This is a genomic window from Kribbella sp. NPDC023972, from assembly GCF_040639075.1.
Taxonomy (GTDB): domain Bacteria; phylum Actinomycetota; class Actinomycetes; order Propionibacteriales; family Kribbellaceae; genus Kribbella.
Genome location: NZ_JBEZZH010000001.1, coordinates 931,540 through 948,648, shown reverse-complemented (window position 1 = coordinate 948,648; position 17,109 = coordinate 931,540). Strand labels below are relative to the sequence as shown.

The 17,109-nt window shown below is 68.6% G+C and carries 20 protein-coding genes; 12 read left to right on the top strand and 8 right to left on the bottom strand.

The genetic code is table 11. The features are described from left to right. Window positions 1-40: 40 nt before the first annotated feature. From AB0F43_RS04265 to AB0F43_RS04215, 11 genes are all read left to right on the top strand, one after another. Window positions 41-1,498, top strand: a complete 1,458-nt coding sequence (locus tag AB0F43_RS04265; protein ID WP_360470415.1) for a GNAT family N-acetyltransferase — start codon at window positions 41-43, stop codon at window positions 1,496-1,498. A gap of 69 nt (window positions 1,499-1,567) precedes the next feature. After that, window positions 1,568-2,557 (top strand): aldo/keto reductase, encoded by a 990-nt coding sequence (locus AB0F43_RS04260; RefSeq protein WP_360470412.1) that lies wholly within the window; start codon window positions 1,568-1,570, stop codon window positions 2,555-2,557. Next, on the top strand, window positions 2,554-3,378 hold the full coding sequence (locus tag AB0F43_RS04255) for an SDR family oxidoreductase (RefSeq protein WP_360470411.1): 825 nt from the start codon (window positions 2,554-2,556) through the stop codon (window positions 3,376-3,378). The genes AB0F43_RS04260 and AB0F43_RS04255 overlap by 4 nt, the downstream gene beginning before the upstream one ends. Before the next feature lie 12 nt (window positions 3,379-3,390). Continuing rightward, the gene (gene recO / locus AB0F43_RS04250; protein WP_360470408.1) at window positions 3,391-4,125 is read left to right on the top strand and encodes a DNA repair protein RecO; all 735 of its coding nucleotides are present in this window, start codon (window positions 3,391-3,393) and stop codon (window positions 4,123-4,125) included. A gap of 85 nt (window positions 4,126-4,210) precedes the next feature. Continuing rightward, on the top strand, window positions 4,211-4,771 hold the full coding sequence (locus AB0F43_RS04245) for a hypothetical protein (protein ID WP_360470406.1): 561 nt from the start codon (window positions 4,211-4,213) through the stop codon (window positions 4,769-4,771). Then, a complete protein-coding gene (locus AB0F43_RS04240) occupies window positions 4,765-5,778 on the top strand; it encodes a hypothetical protein (RefSeq protein WP_360470403.1) in 1,014 nt (337 codons plus the stop codon). The genes AB0F43_RS04245 and AB0F43_RS04240 overlap by 7 nt, the downstream gene beginning before the upstream one ends. Window positions 5,779-6,127: 349 nt before the next feature. Next, window positions 6,128-6,970, top strand: coding sequence for an isoprenyl transferase (locus tag AB0F43_RS04235; protein WP_360470401.1), 843 nt, complete (start codon window positions 6,128-6,130; stop codon window positions 6,968-6,970). Between the two features lie 151 nt (window positions 6,971-7,121). Then, window positions 7,122-7,277 carry a hypothetical protein gene (locus tag AB0F43_RS04230; RefSeq protein WP_360470399.1) on the top strand — a complete coding sequence of 52 codons (156 nt, stop codon included), beginning with the start codon at window positions 7,122-7,124 and terminating at the stop codon, window positions 7,275-7,277. Next, window positions 7,277-8,200 carry a hypothetical protein gene (locus AB0F43_RS04225; protein ID WP_360470396.1) on the top strand — a complete coding sequence of 308 codons (924 nt, stop codon included), beginning with the start codon at window positions 7,277-7,279 and terminating at the stop codon, window positions 8,198-8,200. Before AB0F43_RS04230 ends, AB0F43_RS04225 begins: the two co-directional genes overlap by 1 nt. 256 nt (window positions 8,201-8,456) lie before the next feature. Continuing rightward, window positions 8,457-8,612, top strand: a complete 156-nt coding sequence (locus tag AB0F43_RS04220) for a hypothetical protein (RefSeq protein WP_360470393.1) — start codon at window positions 8,457-8,459, stop codon at window positions 8,610-8,612. Then, window positions 8,609-9,460 (top strand): hypothetical protein, encoded by an 852-nt coding sequence (locus AB0F43_RS04215; RefSeq protein ID WP_360470391.1) that lies wholly within the window; start codon window positions 8,609-8,611, stop codon window positions 9,458-9,460. Before AB0F43_RS04220 ends, AB0F43_RS04215 begins: the two co-directional genes overlap by 4 nt. 67 nt (window positions 9,461-9,527) lie before the next feature. Here the strand turns inward: AB0F43_RS04215 and AB0F43_RS04210 are convergent, their stop codons facing one another. From AB0F43_RS04210 to AB0F43_RS04195, 4 genes are all read right to left on the bottom strand, one after another. After that, window positions 9,528-10,169 carry a response regulator transcription factor gene (locus tag AB0F43_RS04210; RefSeq protein WP_360470388.1) on the bottom strand — a complete coding sequence of 214 codons (642 nt, stop codon included), beginning with the start codon at window positions 10,167-10,169 and terminating at the stop codon, window positions 9,528-9,530. Beyond that, window positions 10,166-11,377 carry a sensor histidine kinase gene (locus tag AB0F43_RS04205; RefSeq protein WP_360470385.1) on the bottom strand — a complete coding sequence of 404 codons (1,212 nt, stop codon included), beginning with the start codon at window positions 11,375-11,377 and terminating at the stop codon, window positions 10,166-10,168. Before AB0F43_RS04205 ends, AB0F43_RS04210 begins: the two co-directional genes overlap by 4 nt. A 129-nt stretch (window positions 11,378-11,506) precedes the next feature. Next, window positions 11,507-12,343, bottom strand: coding sequence for an ABC transporter permease (locus AB0F43_RS04200; protein ID WP_360470382.1), 837 nt, complete (start codon window positions 12,341-12,343; stop codon window positions 11,507-11,509). Further along, window positions 12,340-13,221: an ABC transporter ATP-binding protein gene (locus tag AB0F43_RS04195; protein WP_360470379.1), complete on the bottom strand. Its 882-nt coding sequence runs from the start codon at window positions 13,219-13,221 to the stop codon at window positions 12,340-12,342. Before AB0F43_RS04195 ends, AB0F43_RS04200 begins: the two co-directional genes overlap by 4 nt. 223 nt (window positions 13,222-13,444) lie before the next feature. Here AB0F43_RS04195 and AB0F43_RS04190 point away from each other — a divergent pair, with 223 nt between their 5' ends. Next, complete coding sequence (locus AB0F43_RS04190) at window positions 13,445-14,539, top strand: S-(hydroxymethyl)mycothiol dehydrogenase (protein WP_360470376.1); 1,095 nt, start codon at window positions 13,445-13,447, stop codon at window positions 14,537-14,539. Between the two features lie 9 nt (window positions 14,540-14,548). Here AB0F43_RS04190 and AB0F43_RS04185 read toward each other — a convergent pair whose 3' ends face one another. The 4 genes from AB0F43_RS04185 to AB0F43_RS04170 all read right to left on the bottom strand — a co-directional run bounded on the left by AB0F43_RS04185 (window position 14,549) and on the right by AB0F43_RS04170 (window position 17,102). Continuing rightward, window positions 14,549-15,037, bottom strand: a complete 489-nt coding sequence (locus AB0F43_RS04185; RefSeq protein WP_360470373.1) for a GNAT family N-acetyltransferase — start codon at window positions 15,035-15,037, stop codon at window positions 14,549-14,551. Window positions 15,038-15,115: 78 nt separating this feature from the next. Next, on the bottom strand, window positions 15,116-16,087 hold the full coding sequence (locus tag AB0F43_RS04180) for an aldo/keto reductase (RefSeq protein WP_360470370.1): 972 nt from the start codon (window positions 16,085-16,087) through the stop codon (window positions 15,116-15,118). A 77-nt stretch (window positions 16,088-16,164) separates the two neighbouring features. After that, window positions 16,165-16,653 (bottom strand): MerR family transcriptional regulator, encoded by a 489-nt coding sequence (locus AB0F43_RS04175; RefSeq protein ID WP_360470367.1) that lies wholly within the window; start codon window positions 16,651-16,653, stop codon window positions 16,165-16,167. Between the two features lie 56 nt (window positions 16,654-16,709). Further along, on the bottom strand, window positions 16,710-17,102 hold the full coding sequence (locus tag AB0F43_RS04170) for a Fur family transcriptional regulator (protein ID WP_360470364.1): 393 nt from the start codon (window positions 17,100-17,102) through the stop codon (window positions 16,710-16,712). Window positions 17,103-17,109 lie beyond the last annotated feature (7 nt).

The following is a 17,109-nucleotide window of genomic DNA, read 5'->3' as shown; positions in this document are numbered from 1 at the left end:
TCGGTGGTGCGTGAACCGCTGACCTGGTTGGCTCGGCCGGGTGATCAGCGTTCGTGAGATCGACCCGGCCGACCTGGCACTCTTCGACGAGTGGTACGACGCACTGCGGGCCGGTGTGGTCGCGGGACGCGAGGCCGCGCTCGTGGTCAGCCGGGACGCCCTCGGCTACTCGCTGCGCAACCCGGGGCCGCTGAAGCGTCGGCTCGCGGTGGGCGCGTTCGAGGACGGCCGGGTGCTCGGCGCGATGCTGTTCGAGTACCGGCTGACCGACAACCTGGACACGGTCGAGGTCGAGATCGACGTACCGCCGCAGCATCGGCGGCGCGGCATCGGTACGGCACTGTGGCAGTGGGCGGTGACGCGGGCGGCGCAGCTCGGGCGCACCATCTTCCAGAGCGAGCTCGGCGTGCCGTCGGAGCCGTGGCCGGGTGCTGCCTTCGCGTCCAAGCTCGGGTTCACCGTCGAGCATGTCGAGGACCATCTCGTCGTACCGCTGCCGTACGACGAGGTGCTGCTGGACGACTTGCGACGTACGGCGGGAGTGCTGGACGGGTATCGGCTGACCTCGTGGGCGGGCGTGTGCCCACCGGAACATCAGCAGGCGTACGCCGATCTGCACACCGCGATGGATCACGACGTACCCACCGGTGGGATGACGCGCGAAGTGGTGCCGTGGACGGTGGAGAAGCTGCAGGCGAGTGAGCAGCGGCTCGACCGGAATTACCTCGCCCTCGTCACGATGGCGCACACGCTCTCCGGTGAGCCGGCTGGGTACACGCTGATGTACTTGCCGCGGGCCGACGACTCACACGCGCAGCAGGACGACACCCTGGTACTGCGGGAGCACCGCGGACACAGCCTGGGCACCCACCTGAAACTGGCCAATCTGGATCAGCTGGCGAAGCACCGGACGAACCAACGGTTCCTGCACACGTGGACGGCGTTGTCGAACGGCCCGATGCAGAAGGTCAACGCCCGCTTCGGGTTTCGCTCGATCGAGGAGCATCGTGAGCTGGAGTTGAGCTGTTCCCGGCTGCGTCCCGCGGCGCGCGCCGTCGTACTGGATCCCGCTGATCGGATTCTGCTGGTCCGCTTCGAGTTCGCCGACGGTCCGCTCTGGGCAACCCCGGGCGGCGGGCTCGAGGCGGGGGAGTCGCTGCGGGACGGCCTCCACCGCGAACTGCAGGAGGAGATCGGCCTCGACGCTCCTGACGACCCGCCTCACCTCTGGCACCAGGAAGTAGTTGCCGAGGGCCACGCTTCCGGGTACGACGGTGTCATCAACGACTACTTCCTCGTCCGCACCGAACCGTTCACCGTCGGCGGCACCCTCACTGAGGCTGAGCTGCAGGCGGAGAATGTGCACGGCCACCGCTGGTGGACCCTCGAGGAACTGCTGGCCTCCGAAGCCCGCTTCTCACCCCGAGCCCTGCCCACGTTGATCGAAGAGCTCCTGCGAAACGGCCCGCCCACCGTTCCGACCCAGCTGGGCCTGTGAACTGTCACTGACCGTGACCACGAGAGGGGTCTTGCCCACGGCAATCGGCAACGACGGTAGGTTCGGGGTATGCGTGAATCGAAGCTTGGTGACCTGCACGTCTCCTGCCTCGGCCTCGGCTGCATGGGGATGTCCCAGTCCTACGGTGTGACGACGGATGAGGCCGAATCCATCGCCACCCTGCACGCCGCCATCGACGCCGGCTGCACCTTCATCGACACCGCCGACGTGTACGGCGACGGCGCCAACGAGGAACTGGTCGGCCGCGCACTCGCCGGCCGCCGCGACCAGGTGGTCCTGGCGACCAAGTTCGGCTTCAAGAAGCCGGCCCAGAGCAACGCCCTGCCGAATGTGGTCGACGGCAGTCCGGCCTACGCCCGCTCTGCTTTGGATGCCTCGCTGCGCCGGCTCGGCGTCGACCACATCGACCTGTGGTACCTGCACCGGCGAGACCCGAACGTGCCGATCGAGGAGACCGTCGGCGCGATGGGGGAGCAGGTCCAGGCCGGCAAGGTGCGCTACCTCGGCCTGTCCGAGGTGAGCGGCGAGACGGTCCGGGCCGCACACGCCGTCCATCCGATCAGTGCCGTCCAGAGCGAGTGGTCGCTGTGGACCCGCGACCCGGAGACCGTCGTACTGCCCACGCTGCGTGAGCTCGGGATCGGGTTCGTCCCGTTCAGCCCGCTCGGCCGCGGCTTCCTGACCGGGCAACTGAAGTCGCCGGACGACTTCGAGCCCGACGACATGCGGCGGGGCCTGCCGCGGTTCACCGGTGAGAACTTCCAGCGCAACCTCGACCTGGTCGAGAAGGTGCGCGAGCTCGCGGCGGCCAAGGGTGTCACCCCGGGGCAGCTCGCCCTCGCCTGGCTGCTTGCTCAGGGCAACGACGTGGCGCCGATCCCGGGCACGAAGCGGCGGAAGTACCTGGCCGAGAACCTCGGCGCGGCCGACGTCGAGCTGACCGCGGACGACCTGGCCGCGCTGGACGAGGCGTTCCCGCCGGACGCGGTGTCCGGCCAGCGCTACACCCAAGGCGGGATGGACCTGGTGGGCAAGTGATCGGTGTCACCGGTTCCACCGGCCGGCTCGGTTCCCGGATCGCGCGCGGGCTGGCGGATGCCGGCGTACCGCAGCGGCTGATCGTGCGCGATCCCACCCGGGCCTTGGATCTGCCGGGTGCCGAGGTGGTGCAGGCGGCGTACGGCGAAGAGGCCTTCGCCGCTGCGCTCGACGGGGTCGACACCCTGATGTTGCTGAGTGCAACGGAATCCGCGGACCGGGTTGCGTTGCACAAGGCAACGGTCGACACCGCGGTGGCGGCCGGTGTGCGGCGGATGGTGTACACGTCGTTCCTGGGTGCGTCACCGGGAGCGACGTTCACCTTCGCCCGGGATCACTGGCACACCGAGGAGCACATCCGGTCGCTGGGCGTCGACTTCACCTTCCTTCGGGACAACCTGTATCTCGACTTCGTGACCGGGTTCGTCGGCGAGGACGGCGTGATTCGCGGACCGGCGGGGGACGGGCGAGTGGCGGCGGTCAGTCGTGACGACGTGGCGGCGGTGGCGGCCCGGGTTCTGGTGGACCCGGGCCACTCCGGTGCGACGTACGACCTGACCGGTCCGGACGCATTCACGCTGGCGGAGGCAGCCGCCGTACTCTCGTCCGCTTGGGGCCGCCAGGTCCGGTACGAGGCGGAGACGTTGGACGAGGCCTATCGCTCCCGCGAGGTGTACGGCGCTCCCTCGTGGGAGGTGGCCGGCTGGGTCACGTCGTACGCCGCCATCGCGAGCGGAGAGTTGAGCGAGGTCAGCTCAGCCGTCGAGGACATCACCGGCCGCCGGCCGACCAGCCTCGAGGAGTATGTCGCCCGCGGGTGAGAGACTGGTGGGGTGCCGCTCTACCGGGATGAGGCGATCGTGCTGCGCACCCAGAAACTGGGTGAAGCGGACCGGATCGCCACGCTGCTGACCCGCGGCCGCGGCAAGATCCGCGCCGTCGCGAAGGGCGTCCGCCGTACGTCGTCCCGCTTCGGCGCGCGGCTCGAGCCGTTCAGCCACGTCGACCTGCAACTCGCCACCGGCCGCACCCTCGACGTGGTCACCCAAGCCGTCTCGATCGCGGCGTACGGCGAAGGGATCGTCGGCGACTACGCCCGGTACACCACCGGCACCGTCCTGCTGGAGACCGCCGACCGCCTCGTCGTCGAGGAGAAGGAACCCGCGACCCAGCAGCACCTCCTGCTGGCCGGCGCCCTCCGCGTCCTGTCCACCGGCGAACGCGAACCAGGCCTCGTCCTCGACTCCTTCCTCCTCCGCTCCCTGGCCATCTCCGGCTACGCCCCCTCCTTCGGCGACTGCGCCCGCTGCGGCGAACCGGGCCCGCACCGAGCCTTCAACCCCGCCGCCGGCGGCGTCGTCTGCTCGACCTGCCGCCCGCCGGCCTCAGCCATGCCGGCCCCCGCCACCGTCACCCACCTGGCCGCCCTCCTCACCGGCGACTGGCCCACTGCCCTCCAAGCCGACCCCCGAACCCGCCGCGAAGCCACCGGCCTCATAGCCGCTTTCTTCACCTACCACCAAGACCACCAACTCCGCTCCCTCCCCCACCTGGACCTAACCCCCTAAACCCTGTGGATAACCCCCACTCCAGGAACCGAACGTATGAAACAGTTGCACTCTCAGTAGTCCAACTCGGTTCCGGAGGGCCCCAATGCGCAGGCGACTAGCCACAGCCACCATCATCACCACAGTCGCCACCACCCTCCCCGCCTGCAGCCCCGACAACCCCCAACCTCCACCCTTCACCCCCTCCACCGCCCCGACGAGCGCCACGCCAACCCCAGCCACCCCCTCAGAGCAAGCCGGCGCCGCAGCCGTCGCCGCCTACCGCCGGTACATCCAGGTGACCGACGCGATGATGGCCAGCGGCGGGACCGAGGTGAAGGGTCTCCCGTCGGTGGCGGCTGGCGTCGAGCTCCGCGCCTCTCAGATCGAGGCCGAGAACTATCGCGGCCAGAAGATCAGGTCCATCGGGACCACCGAGATCATCTGGGTCAAGCCGGTGAAGTTGGACGAGACGCCGGCCGGAAAGTTCACCACAGCAACCGTTCAGGCCTGCTACGACACGTCAAAGACTCAGGTTGTCGATGCCGCTGGGAAGAGTGTGCGGCTGCCTGGTACGCCGACTCGTTGGCTGGACAACCGAGATCTGCAGCTCATCGACGGCAGTTGGAGGGTCATCAAGGGCAAGAATCAGGGGGCACAATGCTGACCGCGTTGATCGCGACGACTGGCCTGCTGGTCGGTCTACCAACAGCTGTAGTGACTCCCGGCGTGCCGACGCCAAGTCCCGCAGGCCCGGACTGCGAGAGGAACCGGTTGACCGGTCAGTGCCGCATTGCTGTGACGGGCGAATCGACGTCCTCAACCGAGAAGACCGGCCGGACGCCGGGAGCGGCAGGGGGCGGTCAGTCGGGGTGTGTGTTTGAGGGGCAGGCGATCCCGTGCCGGACTGAGAACGGGTTCTGGGATGCGGCCTCGGGGTGTTACCTCACGCCCACGGACAGCCTGGTTTCGTTGGTTCATTCGGCAAGTGACTATCCGCCCGGCACCAAGTTCTACCGATGCTGGGTGGTGCTGGGTGTAGTGGATGGCAGGCCGGAGGGGATCGAGCGGTTTGAACCCGTAATCCGTGAGCCGGGCGAGCCCGCGACGATTGACCCGCGGGTGGCGGCTCAGCGGGTGGTGGAGACTATGACGTTCCGGGCGCCGCAGCTTGGCTTGTCGCCGCATGTGCAGAGCGCTTCGGGGGACGGGATCGTGAATGTGCCGGTCTGGATGTGGGTGACCGATCCCGGTGCGAACACCACAGGTCCGCTCACCAAACAAGCGACCCTCGGCGGCGTGACGATCGTCGCGACCGGCACGGTGGACCGGATCGAGTGGTCGATGGGTCCCGGCGCCGTGGTGACCTGCAAAGGCGCAGGTACGCCGTTCACCCGCGCAAACGCCGAGGGCAAGTCACTGAAGGAGATCCCACCCTCGCCGACCTGCGGTCACAAGTACCTGAAGACCTCCCGCTGCGAGAAGGACGGAAAGTTCCAAGTCACCGCGACCGCCCACTGGAACGTCCACTGGACCGGCGGCGGCATGCAAGGTGACATTCCCCTCAGCTTCAGCCGCTCCATACCCCTCCGCATCACCGACCTCCGCCCAGTCCTGGTCGCCTCAGAGGGGCCAGCCACCGCCCCACCGCACTCAACGCGTCCGTGTTCCTAGGCCCTCCCATGCGCACAGCCTCAGCGGGCGGGCCGTAGCAGTCGCCGCCGCGACCCTCGTCGCCCGCACCCTCGACGCGCCTAGATCCCGCCCCATCACCTCCTCACCGCCCCGGCTACTACGAGTTCACCGTCGAACACCCTTGAGCAGCCGCGGCGGAGGCGGCTTACGCGGTCGGACCAAGCCCGCGGAGGGTTGATCAAACGCCGCTGGCGTGGTCCAGCACTCGCGGCTTCGGTCGTCGTCGTACCGCGCGGCGGCGGCACCCAATTCAACTCGAAACAGTCTCGGCCAGGCACTCGGCGGGGTGGGTTATCCACAGGGGTGGGGGTGGGGGAGACTGCTGCGTATGTCGCCTATTGGTCGTCGTCGGGGTCGGGGTGTGGGGCTGGAGCGGGTGGGGGAGAAGGTGGTTGCGGCGCCGGATCCGCATCCGTCGGGGGCTCGGCCGCCGGTGATTCCGGCGGAGTTGGTGCCTCGGCATGTGGCGATCGTGATGGACGGGAACGGGCGCTGGGCGAAGCAGCGGGGGCTGCCACGGACCGAGGGGCACAAGGCCGGCGAGGCGTCGCTGCTGGACGTGATCAAGGGCGGCATCGAGATCGGCGTGAAATACATCTCGGCGTACGCGTTCTCGACCGAGAACTGGTCGCGCTCGCCCGACGAGGTGCGGTTCCTGATGGGGTTCAACCGAGAGGTGATCCACCGGCGCCGCGACGAGCTGGACGCGATGGGCGTGCGGGTGGTGTGGTCCGGGCGGCGCCCGCGGTTGTGGAAGAGCGTGATCGACGAGCTGGAGTACGCGCAGGAGCGGACCAAGCACAACGACACGATCACGCTGCAGTTCTGCGTGAACTACGGCGGTCGCGCGGAGATCGCCGACGCGATGCGGTCGATCGCGCGAGACGTTGCCGACGGCAAGCTCAAGCCGGACCGGATCACCGAGCAGACGGTCGCCCGGCACCTGTACGCGCCGGACATCCCCGAGGTGGACCTGTTCGTCCGCTCGTCGGGTGAGCAGCGTACGTCGAACTTCCTGGTCTGGCAGCTCGCGTACGCCGAGATGGTCTTCCTGGACACGCTCTGGCCCGACTTCGACCGCCGCGACCTGTGGCGCGCGATCGAGATCTACGCCCAACGGGATCGCCGGTACGGCGGCGCGATCCCCAACCCGGTCGTCGCCGACGGCTGAGTCCGGTACGACGGCCCTCGGTCCGCCAGAACGGCCATGGACTGGCATGCGTCTAGGCTCGTCGGACGACCGACCTAGGACAAGACGACCGACCTAGGACAAGACGACCGACATAGGACAAGACGACCGACCTCAGGACAAGGAGTACGACGTGCCGGACCAGCCGACGGACGAGACGCCGCAGCACGCGGTGGAACGGGAACTGCGGGCCGCTCAGGAGGAGGTCCGTCGAGTCAGCGACATCCTGCGCGCAGCCCTGGCCGAGGACGACCGACTGGCGCGCGAGGCGAAGGAGACCGGGAACTGATGGACGTCGAGGCAGATGTCGCGGACCGGACCCGGCAGATCGCGCAGTCGCTGAGCACGGTTCGCGCGAGTGTGGAGGGTGTGGCCTACGCCGCGCGTGCGGACGGTGAACTCGACAGAGTCCTGGCCGACCGTCTGCGCGATGTCGACGTATTGCGCGAAGGCGCCGACCTGGTCCGCAAGGCCGAAGGCAAAGCTCGGACGCTCGACCGGGCCGCGAGTGAAGCTCTGCTGCGCCCCCAGACGGGGTATGAACGTGCAGACGACTTGAGTAGTCGGAGCCGGCGTGCCGACGACGAGGTTCGTCAGGCTTTCGGCCAGGCCCAGAAGGCCGCGACCATCTTGGTCGCTCGGATCGACGAGGCGAAGAAGGACCTCGGCTCTCTCGCCGAGAACCTGAAGCTGAGCTCGGAGCGGATCAACAGCGGGCTCGAGCAGCTCGACGCCATCGAGCAACTGCCTGAACAACGAACGTCGGAGACCGAACAGTTGCGGGTCCGGCTGAAGCACCTCCAAGTCGCGGTTGCCACGGCAGGCGCCGGAGTGACGAGGGCAACCACCCGAGTCGAATCGGCTCGGGTCGCGGCGGCGAAACTGCAGGACGCACCCCAGCTTTCAGTCGATGGCCGCGGCGAGCACTCTGCCGCGGTCAACACGGCGATCTCTCAGCTCGAGACCCACCTGAGTGTGGCTCGTGAAGGACTGGCAGGTCTGGGCGGTCAGGCCCAGATCACCGCGTACCCCGCACATGAGGCAACCATTCAGGGCGAGAAGCTGGCGCGCCAGAGCGCCGAGTTGGCGGACGCTGCCCGGGCCGGCCTGAATCCGCCGCCGGCGGATCCGCGCGGGGGCTCCAGCATGGGGGAGCAGGACCGTCGTCATGGGACGGGTGGCCCATCGCAAGGCAAAGGCATCACCCGGTAGCCGGTCAGTGCCAGGCCCGGGCGATTCGCCGACGCGATGCGGTCGATCGCGCGAGACGTTGCCGACGGCAAGCTCAAGCCGGACCGGATCACCGAGCAGACGGTCGCCCGCCACCTGTACGCGCCGAGTACGACGTACGCGCTGAAACCGGCCTGGATCGCGCCGAGGTCCCCGGAGCCGCGGGCAAGCCGGGCGGCGATGGACTGGCCCGCGTCTACGCTCGTCGGACGAGTGACCTCAGGACAAGGAGTACGACGTGCCGGACCAGCCGACGGAGGAGACGCCGCAGCAGGCGGTCGAACGTGAACTGCGAGCCGCCCAGGAGGAGGTCCAGCGGGTCGGCGAGATGCTGCGCGCGGCCCTGGCCGAGGACGACCGGCTCGCGCGGCAGACGACGGAGCCAGCAGAATGATGCCCCGCGAGAAGCAGGACGCCGCTGATCGCTTGACCGCGGAGATCAAGCGCGAGCTCAATGATGCTCGCGGGTGGATAGAAGCCGTAGCCGTCCTCGCGCAGGACAATCGATACGGTTCGTTGATCGCAGACCGTTTGCAGGATGTCCGGAACCTGCGGGGTCTCGTTGACCCAGTGCGCGAAGCGGAGCGCAAGTATGCGTCCTCCGGCAACGACAACGAGCGCCTCGACGCCTGGGCGGACGTTGGTCGAACCTTCGGGGCTGCTCAGGCGACTGCGGGTGCGCTGGTGGAGCGGATCGCAGAGACAGAACAAGGCATCGACGGACTCGTCGGCCTCGTGAGACGGAGTTCGAAAGCGATAGAGAAGGGGATCGAGCACCTCGACAGCCTCGAGCACTTACTCGATCGCCAAACGCCGGAGACTCGGCGGTTCCGGCTACGCCTGGACAACCTCAAGGGCGCCCTCGCCACGGCCGGCGACACTCTCGGTAGGTCGATGAGCCGGCAGGAATCGGCCCGCTACCTGGCGAAGCAGTTCGAGACAGCCGAACTGGACGCCGACGAGAGCTGGCAGCACTCCGCTGCGGTCGAGCAAACGAGCTCGACGCTGGAGACCGACTTGAGCGTGGCTGGGGAAGCCCTGAGAGGTCTGCGGGGTCAGACCGATATCACGGGGCCCGCCACGCGCGAGGCGATCATCGAGACCAGCGACCTGGCGAAGGCGGCCCGGGCCGGCCTGACCCCGCCGACTGGGCAGGGCCCGCGCGGCAAGTACGGCATGGGGGAGCAGGACCGTCGTTACGGGACGGGCGGGCCGTCTGACACCAGAGGATTCCACCGGTAGCCGGGTCAGCGCCCGGCGGCAGGACCACTCCGCTCAGGGCCGGGTGAGGGCGGATAGACCACTCCCATCAGCGGCCGGGTGACGGTAGAAGGCCTCGTTCCATCGCCACGGTGACGGCTCGGGTGCGGTCGTCGACGTCGAGTTTGGTGAAGAGGCGTTGGAGATGGGTCTTGACGGTGGCTTCGCCGATGAACAGTTCGCGGCCGATCTCCGCGTTGCTCAGCCCGCGCGCGACCGCCGCCAGCACCTCGAGCTCGCGGGGCGACGGCTGCGCGGCCGCCGGTGCGGACGGCGTACGGAGGCGGGACATCAGCCGGGCGGCGACGGGCGGTGCGAGCACGGTCTCGCCACGGGCCGCGGCCCGGATCCCGTCGAGCAGTTCCACGTGCGGGGTGTCCTTCAGCAGGTAGCCGGCGGCACCGGCCTCGACCGCGTGCAGGATGTCCGTGTCCGTGTCGTACGTGGTCAGCACCAGGACCCGCGTCGAGGGATACCCGGACACGATCGCACCGGTCGCGGCCACTCCGTCCATCCGTGGCATCCGCAAGTCCATCAGTACGACGTCCGGCTTGGTCGATTCCACGAGCGCGAGGGCCTCCGCGCCGTCGCCGGCCTCGCCGACCACCGAGATGTCGTCGGTCACCGCGAGCATCCCGATGAGTCCCGACCGCACCGCCGGATGGTCGTCCACCACCAGTACCCGAATCACAAGTCCTCCGCTGGGATCAACACCTGCACCCGGGTACCCCGACCGGGCGCGCTTTCCACCTGCACCGAACCACCCGACTCCTCGACCCGCCCTCGCATGGCAGCCAACCCGTAACCGGCATCGGCGGTCGAGGGCGTGAACCCGGTCCCGTCGTCGCGGATCTCGATCCACACGCCGTCGTCGGACAGGCCCAGCGTGATCAGCACCTGCGTCGCGGCCGCGTGCTTGCGCACGTTCGCCAACGCCTCTTGGGCCGAGCGCAACAACACCACCTGTTGCCCCTGCGGCAGCGCGGCGACCTCCTCGTCCGGCAGGTCGAGCGACACCTGTACGTCGACACCGGTCTCGGCCGCGAACCGCTCGGCCTGCCGCCGCAACACCTCGGTCAACGTTGCCTCGGACAACGCGACTGGGGTGAACGCGGCAACCAATGCCCGTGCTTCGGCCAGGTTCTCCCGGGCGGTGTCCTCGATCGCCGCCAACCGCGCCGCGGCGCTGTCGGTGCCGCCGCGTCGCAGCTCGACCGCGGCCGTCTGCGCGAGCATCACGATGCTGGTCATGCCTTGCGCGAGCGTGTCGTGGATCTCCCGCGCCATCCGTTCCCGCTCGGCCATCACGCCGGCGGTGTGGTGCGCCTCGGCGAGCTCGTCCCGGGCGGACTGCAACTCCTCGATCAGCTCGGCCCGTTGCTGGCTCTGGGTGATCACGCGCTCGATCCAGATCCCGAACAGCAGGGTGACAACCAGGCTGACCGCCATCCACGGCAGGATCGCCCAGAACGCGTCCCAGCCCCACCCGGCGTTCCACAACTGCGCGGCACCCACACCGATCACCAGCAGCAGGCTGAAGGCCGCGCCTTCCCGTACCTGCTCGGAGAGCAACCACATCTGCGCCGACGCGATGAACATCAGGAACACCGACTGCGGATACAGCGCGACCAGCACCATCAGGCACCCGATCAGCACGATCCGATACGCGTACGACGGGAGCAGCCGACGCGAGCTGATCGCGGGCGACCCGACGAACTGGTACATCGCTGCGAGCACGACGAACGCACTGAGGTAGACAATCCGGCGATCCGGGCTGAAGTCGGCCGAGAGCGAGACGACCAGCGTCATCACCAGCAGCACCCAGAACACGATGTGCCAGCCGATCAGCGTGCGCATCCAGATCGGCTCGTCCACCCGCTTCGGTTCCACGCTCACCATCTTCCTCCACGATCAGATCGCCGCACCGGGTCCTGCCACGCGACTGTCGATTTTCAACAGTCCGCCGCACTGACCGTCGGCAATCCCCGGGGCGGACTGTCGGCGATCCGCAGGGCTGACTGTCGACGATCAGCCGGCGTCGCGGCGGGTCCAGCGGAAGACGCGCTGCGCGACGATCAACCCGGCCACCAGCCACACCGACAGCACCACGGCCCCCAGGCCCAGCTGCCACGACCCGTCCGGCTCGTTCACCTCGAACCCATCCGGCAGGAACACCGATCGCATCCCTTGCGCCAGCCACTTCAGCGGGAAGAACTCCGCGACCGTGCGCATCCACTCCGGCAGGCTGCTGTAGACGAAGTACACCCCGGAGATGAACTGCAGCAGCAGGACGACCGGCGTCACCACCGCCGACGCGGCCTTCCCCGACTTCGGTACGACGGAGAACGCGATGCCGAGCACCGACCCGGACGCCGTACCGAGGACGAAGATCCACAGGAAGTGCAGCCACTTCGTCGGCTCGGTAGGAATGTCGACACCCAGCAGGAGACCGGCGATCACGAGCAGCAGGCCGAACTGCAGGATCGACGTGACCAGGACCAGCCCGATCTTGCCGATGAAGTACGACTGGGCGGACATCGGCGTACCGCGCAGCCGTTTCAGCAGATCCTCGTCGCGTTCCATCGCGATCGTGATGGCGAGTGACTGGAAGCTGGTGAGGAAGATGCCGGAGGCAATCATTCCCGGGGTGAAGTAGGTGGCGGCGTCGACCCCGGCGGCGAAATCGGTGCCGCTGAAGACGGCCGAGAAGATGCCCAGGAAGATGATCGGGAAGAAGAACGTGAAGACCAGCTGCTCGCGTTCCCGGAAGAACTGCTTCACCTCGAGCCCGGTGCGGGACAGCCCGACCTTCATCGGCGACGGCAACGCGGTCCCGGCCGTGGTGCTCCTTTCGGCGACGCTCACTGCACTGCTCCTTCCAGCACCGGAGCGGCCGCGGCCGCTCCGATCAGTTCCAGGTAGATGTCTTCCAGGCTCGGCCGCCGTACCTCCAGCTCGGGCACTTCCGCGCCGCCGTACTCCGCCATCAGCCGGGCGACCTCCGCGGTCGGCTGGTCGGTGCGGATCTCGCGCATCCCGTCCGGCGACAGCCACGAGACCCGCGCGGTCCTTGCGCCGCGCCCGCCGAGCGTCTCGGGCGTCGCGACCTCGACCATGCGGCCGTCGGCGATCACCCCGACCCGGTCGGCCAGGTGCTCGGCCTCGTCCAGGTAGTGGGTGGTGAGCAGGATGGTGGTGCCCGCGGTGCGCAGGTTCTCGATCAGGGTCCAGAACTGCCGGCGCGCCTCGGGGTCGAAGCCGGTGGTCGGCTCGTCCAGGAACAGCAGCTCCGGGTTGCCGATCACGCCGAGCGCGACATCGAGGCGGCGACGCTGACCGCCGGACAGCTTGCGGGTCCGGGTACGGCGCTTCTCCGTCAGACCGACCGCGGCGATGACCTCGTCGGGGTCGCGCGGAGCCGGGTAGTACCCGGCGTAGTGGTGCACCAACTCGGCGACGGACAGCTCGGCCTCGTCGCGGGAGTTCTGGGCGACGATCCCCAGCCGCGCCCGCCAGTGCCGGTCGGCCCGCGCGGGGTTGACGCCCAGCACGCTGATCTCCCCCGCGTCGGCGCGGCGATAGCCCTCCAGGATCTCCACGGTCGTGGTCTTGCCGGCCCCGTTCGGCCCGAGCAGCGCGAACACCTCACCCCGATGGATGTCGAGGTCCACCCCATCGACCGCCACCTTGTCCGGGTACCGCTTCACCAGCCCCCGCACCCTCACAGCCTCATCGATCTCCATACCCCCAACCCTCCCGCCCACACCCCCATCCCCGGGAGCCCCATCCGACGGACCCCGTGTCCCCCATCCGGTGGACACGCCCCCGGGCCTCATCCGCCGAGTCGTCGATTTCGGCCCGGTTTTCCGCGGATTCCGAGCCGGAATCGACGACTCGATGAACGACCACCGGCCCGCCACGCCCGGAGGGCTGACGGCGGCGGGCGGTTGCGGTTAGCGTCGGGTCATGGCTCAGACGGTGCGTGGTGTGGTGGCGGCGGGGAAGGGTCAGCCGGTCTCGATCGAGGAGATCACGATCCCGGATCCTGGGCCGGGGGAAGCGGTGGTGAAGGTCCAGGCGTGCGGGGTCTGCCATACCGACCTGCACTACCGCGAGGGTGGCATCAACGACGATTTCCCGTTCCTGCTCGGCCACGAGGCGGCCGGTATCGTCGAGTCGGTCGGCCCAGGTGTCCCCGACCTGCAGCCCGGCGACTTCGTCGTACTGAACTGGCGGGCCGTCTGCGGCAACTGCCGGGCCTGCCTGCGCGGACGCCCGTGGTACTGCTTCAGCACGTACAACGCCGAGCAGAAGATGACCCTTGCCGACGGCACCGAGCTCTCACCCGCCCTCGGTATCGGCGCCTTCGCGGAGAAGACCCTGGTCGCGGCCGGCCAGTGCACCAAGGTCGACCCGGCCGCCGAACCGGAGGTCGCCGGCCTGCTCGGCTGTGGCGTGATGGCCGGCCTCGGTGCCGCACTCAACACCGGGAACGTCGGACGCGGTGACTCCGTCGCCGTCATCGGCTGCGGCGGCGTCGGTACGGCGGCCGTCGTCGGAGCCCGCCTCGCCGGTGCCGCGAAGGTGATCGCGATCGACATCGACGAACGCAAGCTCGACGTCGCGCGGGAGCTCGGCGCGACCCACACGATCAACTCCAGGAGCCTCGACCACGACGGCGTCGTCTCTGGGGTGCAGGAGCTGACCGGTGGGTTCGGCGCGGACGTGGTGATCGACGCGGTCGGCCGGCCGGAGACGTGGAAGCAGGCGTTCTACGCTCGCGACCTGGCCGGCACCGTCGTCCTGGTCGGCGTACCGACCCCGGACATGACCCTGGAGATGCCGCTGCTCGACTTCTTCGGGCGCGGCGGTTCGCTCAAGTCCAGCTGGTACGGCGACTGCCTGCCGACCCGCGACTTCCCGATGCTGATCGACCTCCACCTCCAGGGCCGGCTGCCGCTGGACCGCTTCGTCTCGGAGACGATCGCGCTGGATCAGGTCGAGGCCGCGTTCACCAAGATGCACCACGGCGACGTCCTGCGCTCGGTCGTCCTGTTCTAGAACAACAACCTAGAACGAGATCCACACGTCCGGCGTCGCGTCCGGATCACCCGGGATCGGCCGCTTCTCCTCCGACCACGCGTCCCCGGAGACCGAGGTGGCCACCCGGCGCCAGAACCGGACAGCGGCCGCGTTGTTCTCCTGGAACGCCACCTCCCAGCGTCCCGGATGCTGACCGACCACCTCCTGTACGGCGCGCAATCCAAGACCATGACGTCGTACCGGCCGCACGAGGAAGAAGCTGTTGAGTACCCGCACCGGCTGCGTCAACGCACGGACGAACGCGAACCCAACGGGATTCTCCCCGGTGTGGAACAGGTAGCCCGCCCAGTCCGGATCGCCCGTCAGCACCGACTCCAGCCACTCACTCCGATAGCTCCCGTCCGGTCGCGGCAGCTGCCCCTGGAACTCCGACAGATCGTGCCGGAACATCAGCCACAGCCGCTCCAGCGGCAACCGGTCGGACGCGCCGGCACGCCGTACGACGAGATCAGACATAGGACTCCTCACAGAACCTGGATGAGAACGCAGAAAAGCCTCCCGCGGGAAGCGGGAGGCTTGCTGCACAGCAGTTTATCAGCCGAGCTGGGCGGTACTCCGGTCGACCCAGGTCATGTCCGGGTACCGCGTACCCACCGGCGTCAGCTTCGACAGCGCCGCAAGATCATCCGGCGACAGTTCCAGCTCGAGCGCGCGGACGTTCTCCTCGAGATAGCGACGCCGCTTCGTCCCCGGGATCGGTGCCACGTCGTTGCCCTGGGCAAGCACCCAGGCCAGCGCGACCTGACCGGGAGTCGCGTCGTATCGCCCGGCAACCGCCTTGATCTCCTCCACCAGCGCCAGATTGGCCTCGAAGTTCTCGCCGGTGAAGCGCGGCAGCGTCCGCCGGAAGTCGTCGGCAGCGAGATCCCGCGGCAGCGCGCCGGTCAGCATCCCGCGCCCGAGCGGCGAGTACGGCACGATCCCGATGCCCAGCTCGCGGCACGTCGGCAGCACCGACTCCTCGATGTCGCGGCTGAACAGCGACCACTCGGTCTGCACCGCCGTGATCGGGTGGACGGCGTGCGCCCGCCGGATGGTGTCAGCCGACGCCTCCGACAGACCGAGATACCGCACCTTCCCCGCCTCGACCAAGGAAGCCATCGCGCCGACAGTCTCCTCGATCGGTACGGCGGGATCCGCGCGGTGCTGGTAGTACAGCTCGACGTGGTCGACGCCGAGCCGGCCGAGCGACGCGTCGATCGCGGACCTCACATAGGCCGGTGATCCTTGAGCACCCCGCTGCCCTGTGCGCGGATCGCCGACGATGCCGAACTTGGTCGCCAGGAACACCTCGTCCCGGCGGTCCTTGATGGTCCGGCCGATCAGTTCCTCGTTCGCGCCGAGACCGTAGATGTCGGCGGTGTCGAGGAACGTGATGCCGAGGTCGAGCGCCCGGTGCAGGGTCGCGATCGACTCGGTGTCGTCGGTCGCGCCGTACGTGTAGCTCATCCCCATACAGCCCAGCCCCAGCCGGCTGACCTCGGCTCCAGTGCTACCCAGTTTCATGATTTCTCCACAGGAAAGTTGGCATGGCTCCGCCCGCCGACGGACGACGAAGCGACGGTCGGCCGAGCACAACCGGATTACGGAGTGGCGTTGCCGCCGTACGTGGTGATCTTGTAGTCGGTCACCGCCAGCGCCGCCTGCAACTCGCGCAGCCGCCGCTGGATCATCGCCCGGTGCTCCTCCATCAGGGCGAGCCGCTGCGGTGCGGTCTCCTCGCCCTGCTCGACCAGCTCCAGGTACTGGCTGATCGTGCTGATCGGCATGTCCGACAGCCGCAGCCTGGTGATGAACACGATCCTGGCCAGCGCCTGCCGGTCGTAGCACCGGTAGCCGGCCTTGTCCCGACCGACGCGGATCAGCCCGATCCGTTCGTAGTACCGCAGAGTGTGGGCGGTGAGCCCGGTGACCTCGGCCGCCTCGGCGATGCTCAGCTGCTCCGGCAGGTCGTCGGGAAGGTCCAGAAGCCTGAGCAGCTCGGGGTCGAGCGGTGTCAGCGACGGCACCTCGTAGCGATCGACGAAGGCCTGCCGCCGTTCGGGAGTGGTGAGGACGGCGTTCGTGTTCATGTCTTCGACCGTACGCCTTGGAGTGCGCTCAAAGGCAAAGGTGAGCTAGGCCACAGTCAGGCGTGCTGGCAGTCCTTGCAGGTGCCGAAGATCTCCAGGGTGTGGCTGATGTCGGCGTATCCGTGCTCGGCCGCGACCTTGTCCGCCCAGCGCTCCACCGCCGGACCCTCGACCTCGACCGTACGGCCGCAGTTGCGGCAGACCAGGTGGTGGTGGTGCCCCTTCGAGCAGCGCCGGTACGCCGTCTCGCCATCGGCTGTGCGCAGTACGTCGACCTCGCGCGAGTCGGCCAGGGCCTGCAGGGTGCGGTAGACAGTGGTCAGGCCGACGGCCTCACCCGCGGACCGGAGCTCCTGGTGGATCTCCTGGGCGGTCCGGAAGTCGTCGAGATTGTCGAGCGCGGACGCGACCGCAGCGCGCTGACGGGTCGAGCGTGTTCCGATGGCCACCGTTCCT

Coding starts and splice junctions, on each gene's coding strand:
- AB0F43_RS04260 (WP_360470412.1), top strand. CDS start 1,568: ATGCGTGAATCGAAGCTTGGTGACCTGCACGTCTCCTGCCTCGGCCTC.
- AB0F43_RS04245 (WP_360470406.1), top strand. CDS start 4,211: ATGCGCAGGCGACTAGCCACAGCCACCATCATCACCACAGTCGCCACC.
- AB0F43_RS04240 (WP_360470403.1), top strand. CDS start 4,765: ATGCTGACCGCGTTGATCGCGACGACTGGCCTGCTGGTCGGTCTACCA.
- AB0F43_RS04235 (WP_360470401.1), top strand. CDS start 6,128: ATGTCGCCTATTGGTCGTCGTCGGGGTCGGGGTGTGGGGCTGGAGCGG.
- AB0F43_RS04225 (WP_360470396.1), top strand. CDS start 7,277: ATGGACGTCGAGGCAGATGTCGCGGACCGGACCCGGCAGATCGCGCAG.
- AB0F43_RS04215 (WP_360470391.1), top strand. CDS start 8,609: ATGATGCCCCGCGAGAAGCAGGACGCCGCTGATCGCTTGACCGCGGAG.
- AB0F43_RS04205 (WP_360470385.1), bottom strand. CDS start 11,377: ATGGTGAGCGTGGAACCGAAGCGGGTGGACGAGCCGATCTGGATGCGC.
- AB0F43_RS04195 (WP_360470379.1), bottom strand. CDS start 13,221: ATGGAGATCGATGAGGCTGTGAGGGTGCGGGGGCTGGTGAAGCGGTAC.
- AB0F43_RS04190 (WP_360470376.1), top strand. CDS start 13,445: ATGGCTCAGACGGTGCGTGGTGTGGTGGCGGCGGGGAAGGGTCAGCCG.
- AB0F43_RS04185 (WP_360470373.1), bottom strand. CDS start 15,037: ATGTCTGATCTCGTCGTACGGCGTGCCGGCGCGTCCGACCGGTTGCCG.
- AB0F43_RS04180 (WP_360470370.1), bottom strand. CDS start 16,087: ATGAAACTGGGTAGCACTGGAGCCGAGGTCAGCCGGCTGGGGCTGGGC.
- AB0F43_RS04175 (WP_360470367.1), bottom strand. CDS start 16,653: ATGAACACGAACGCCGTCCTCACCACTCCCGAACGGCGGCAGGCCTTC.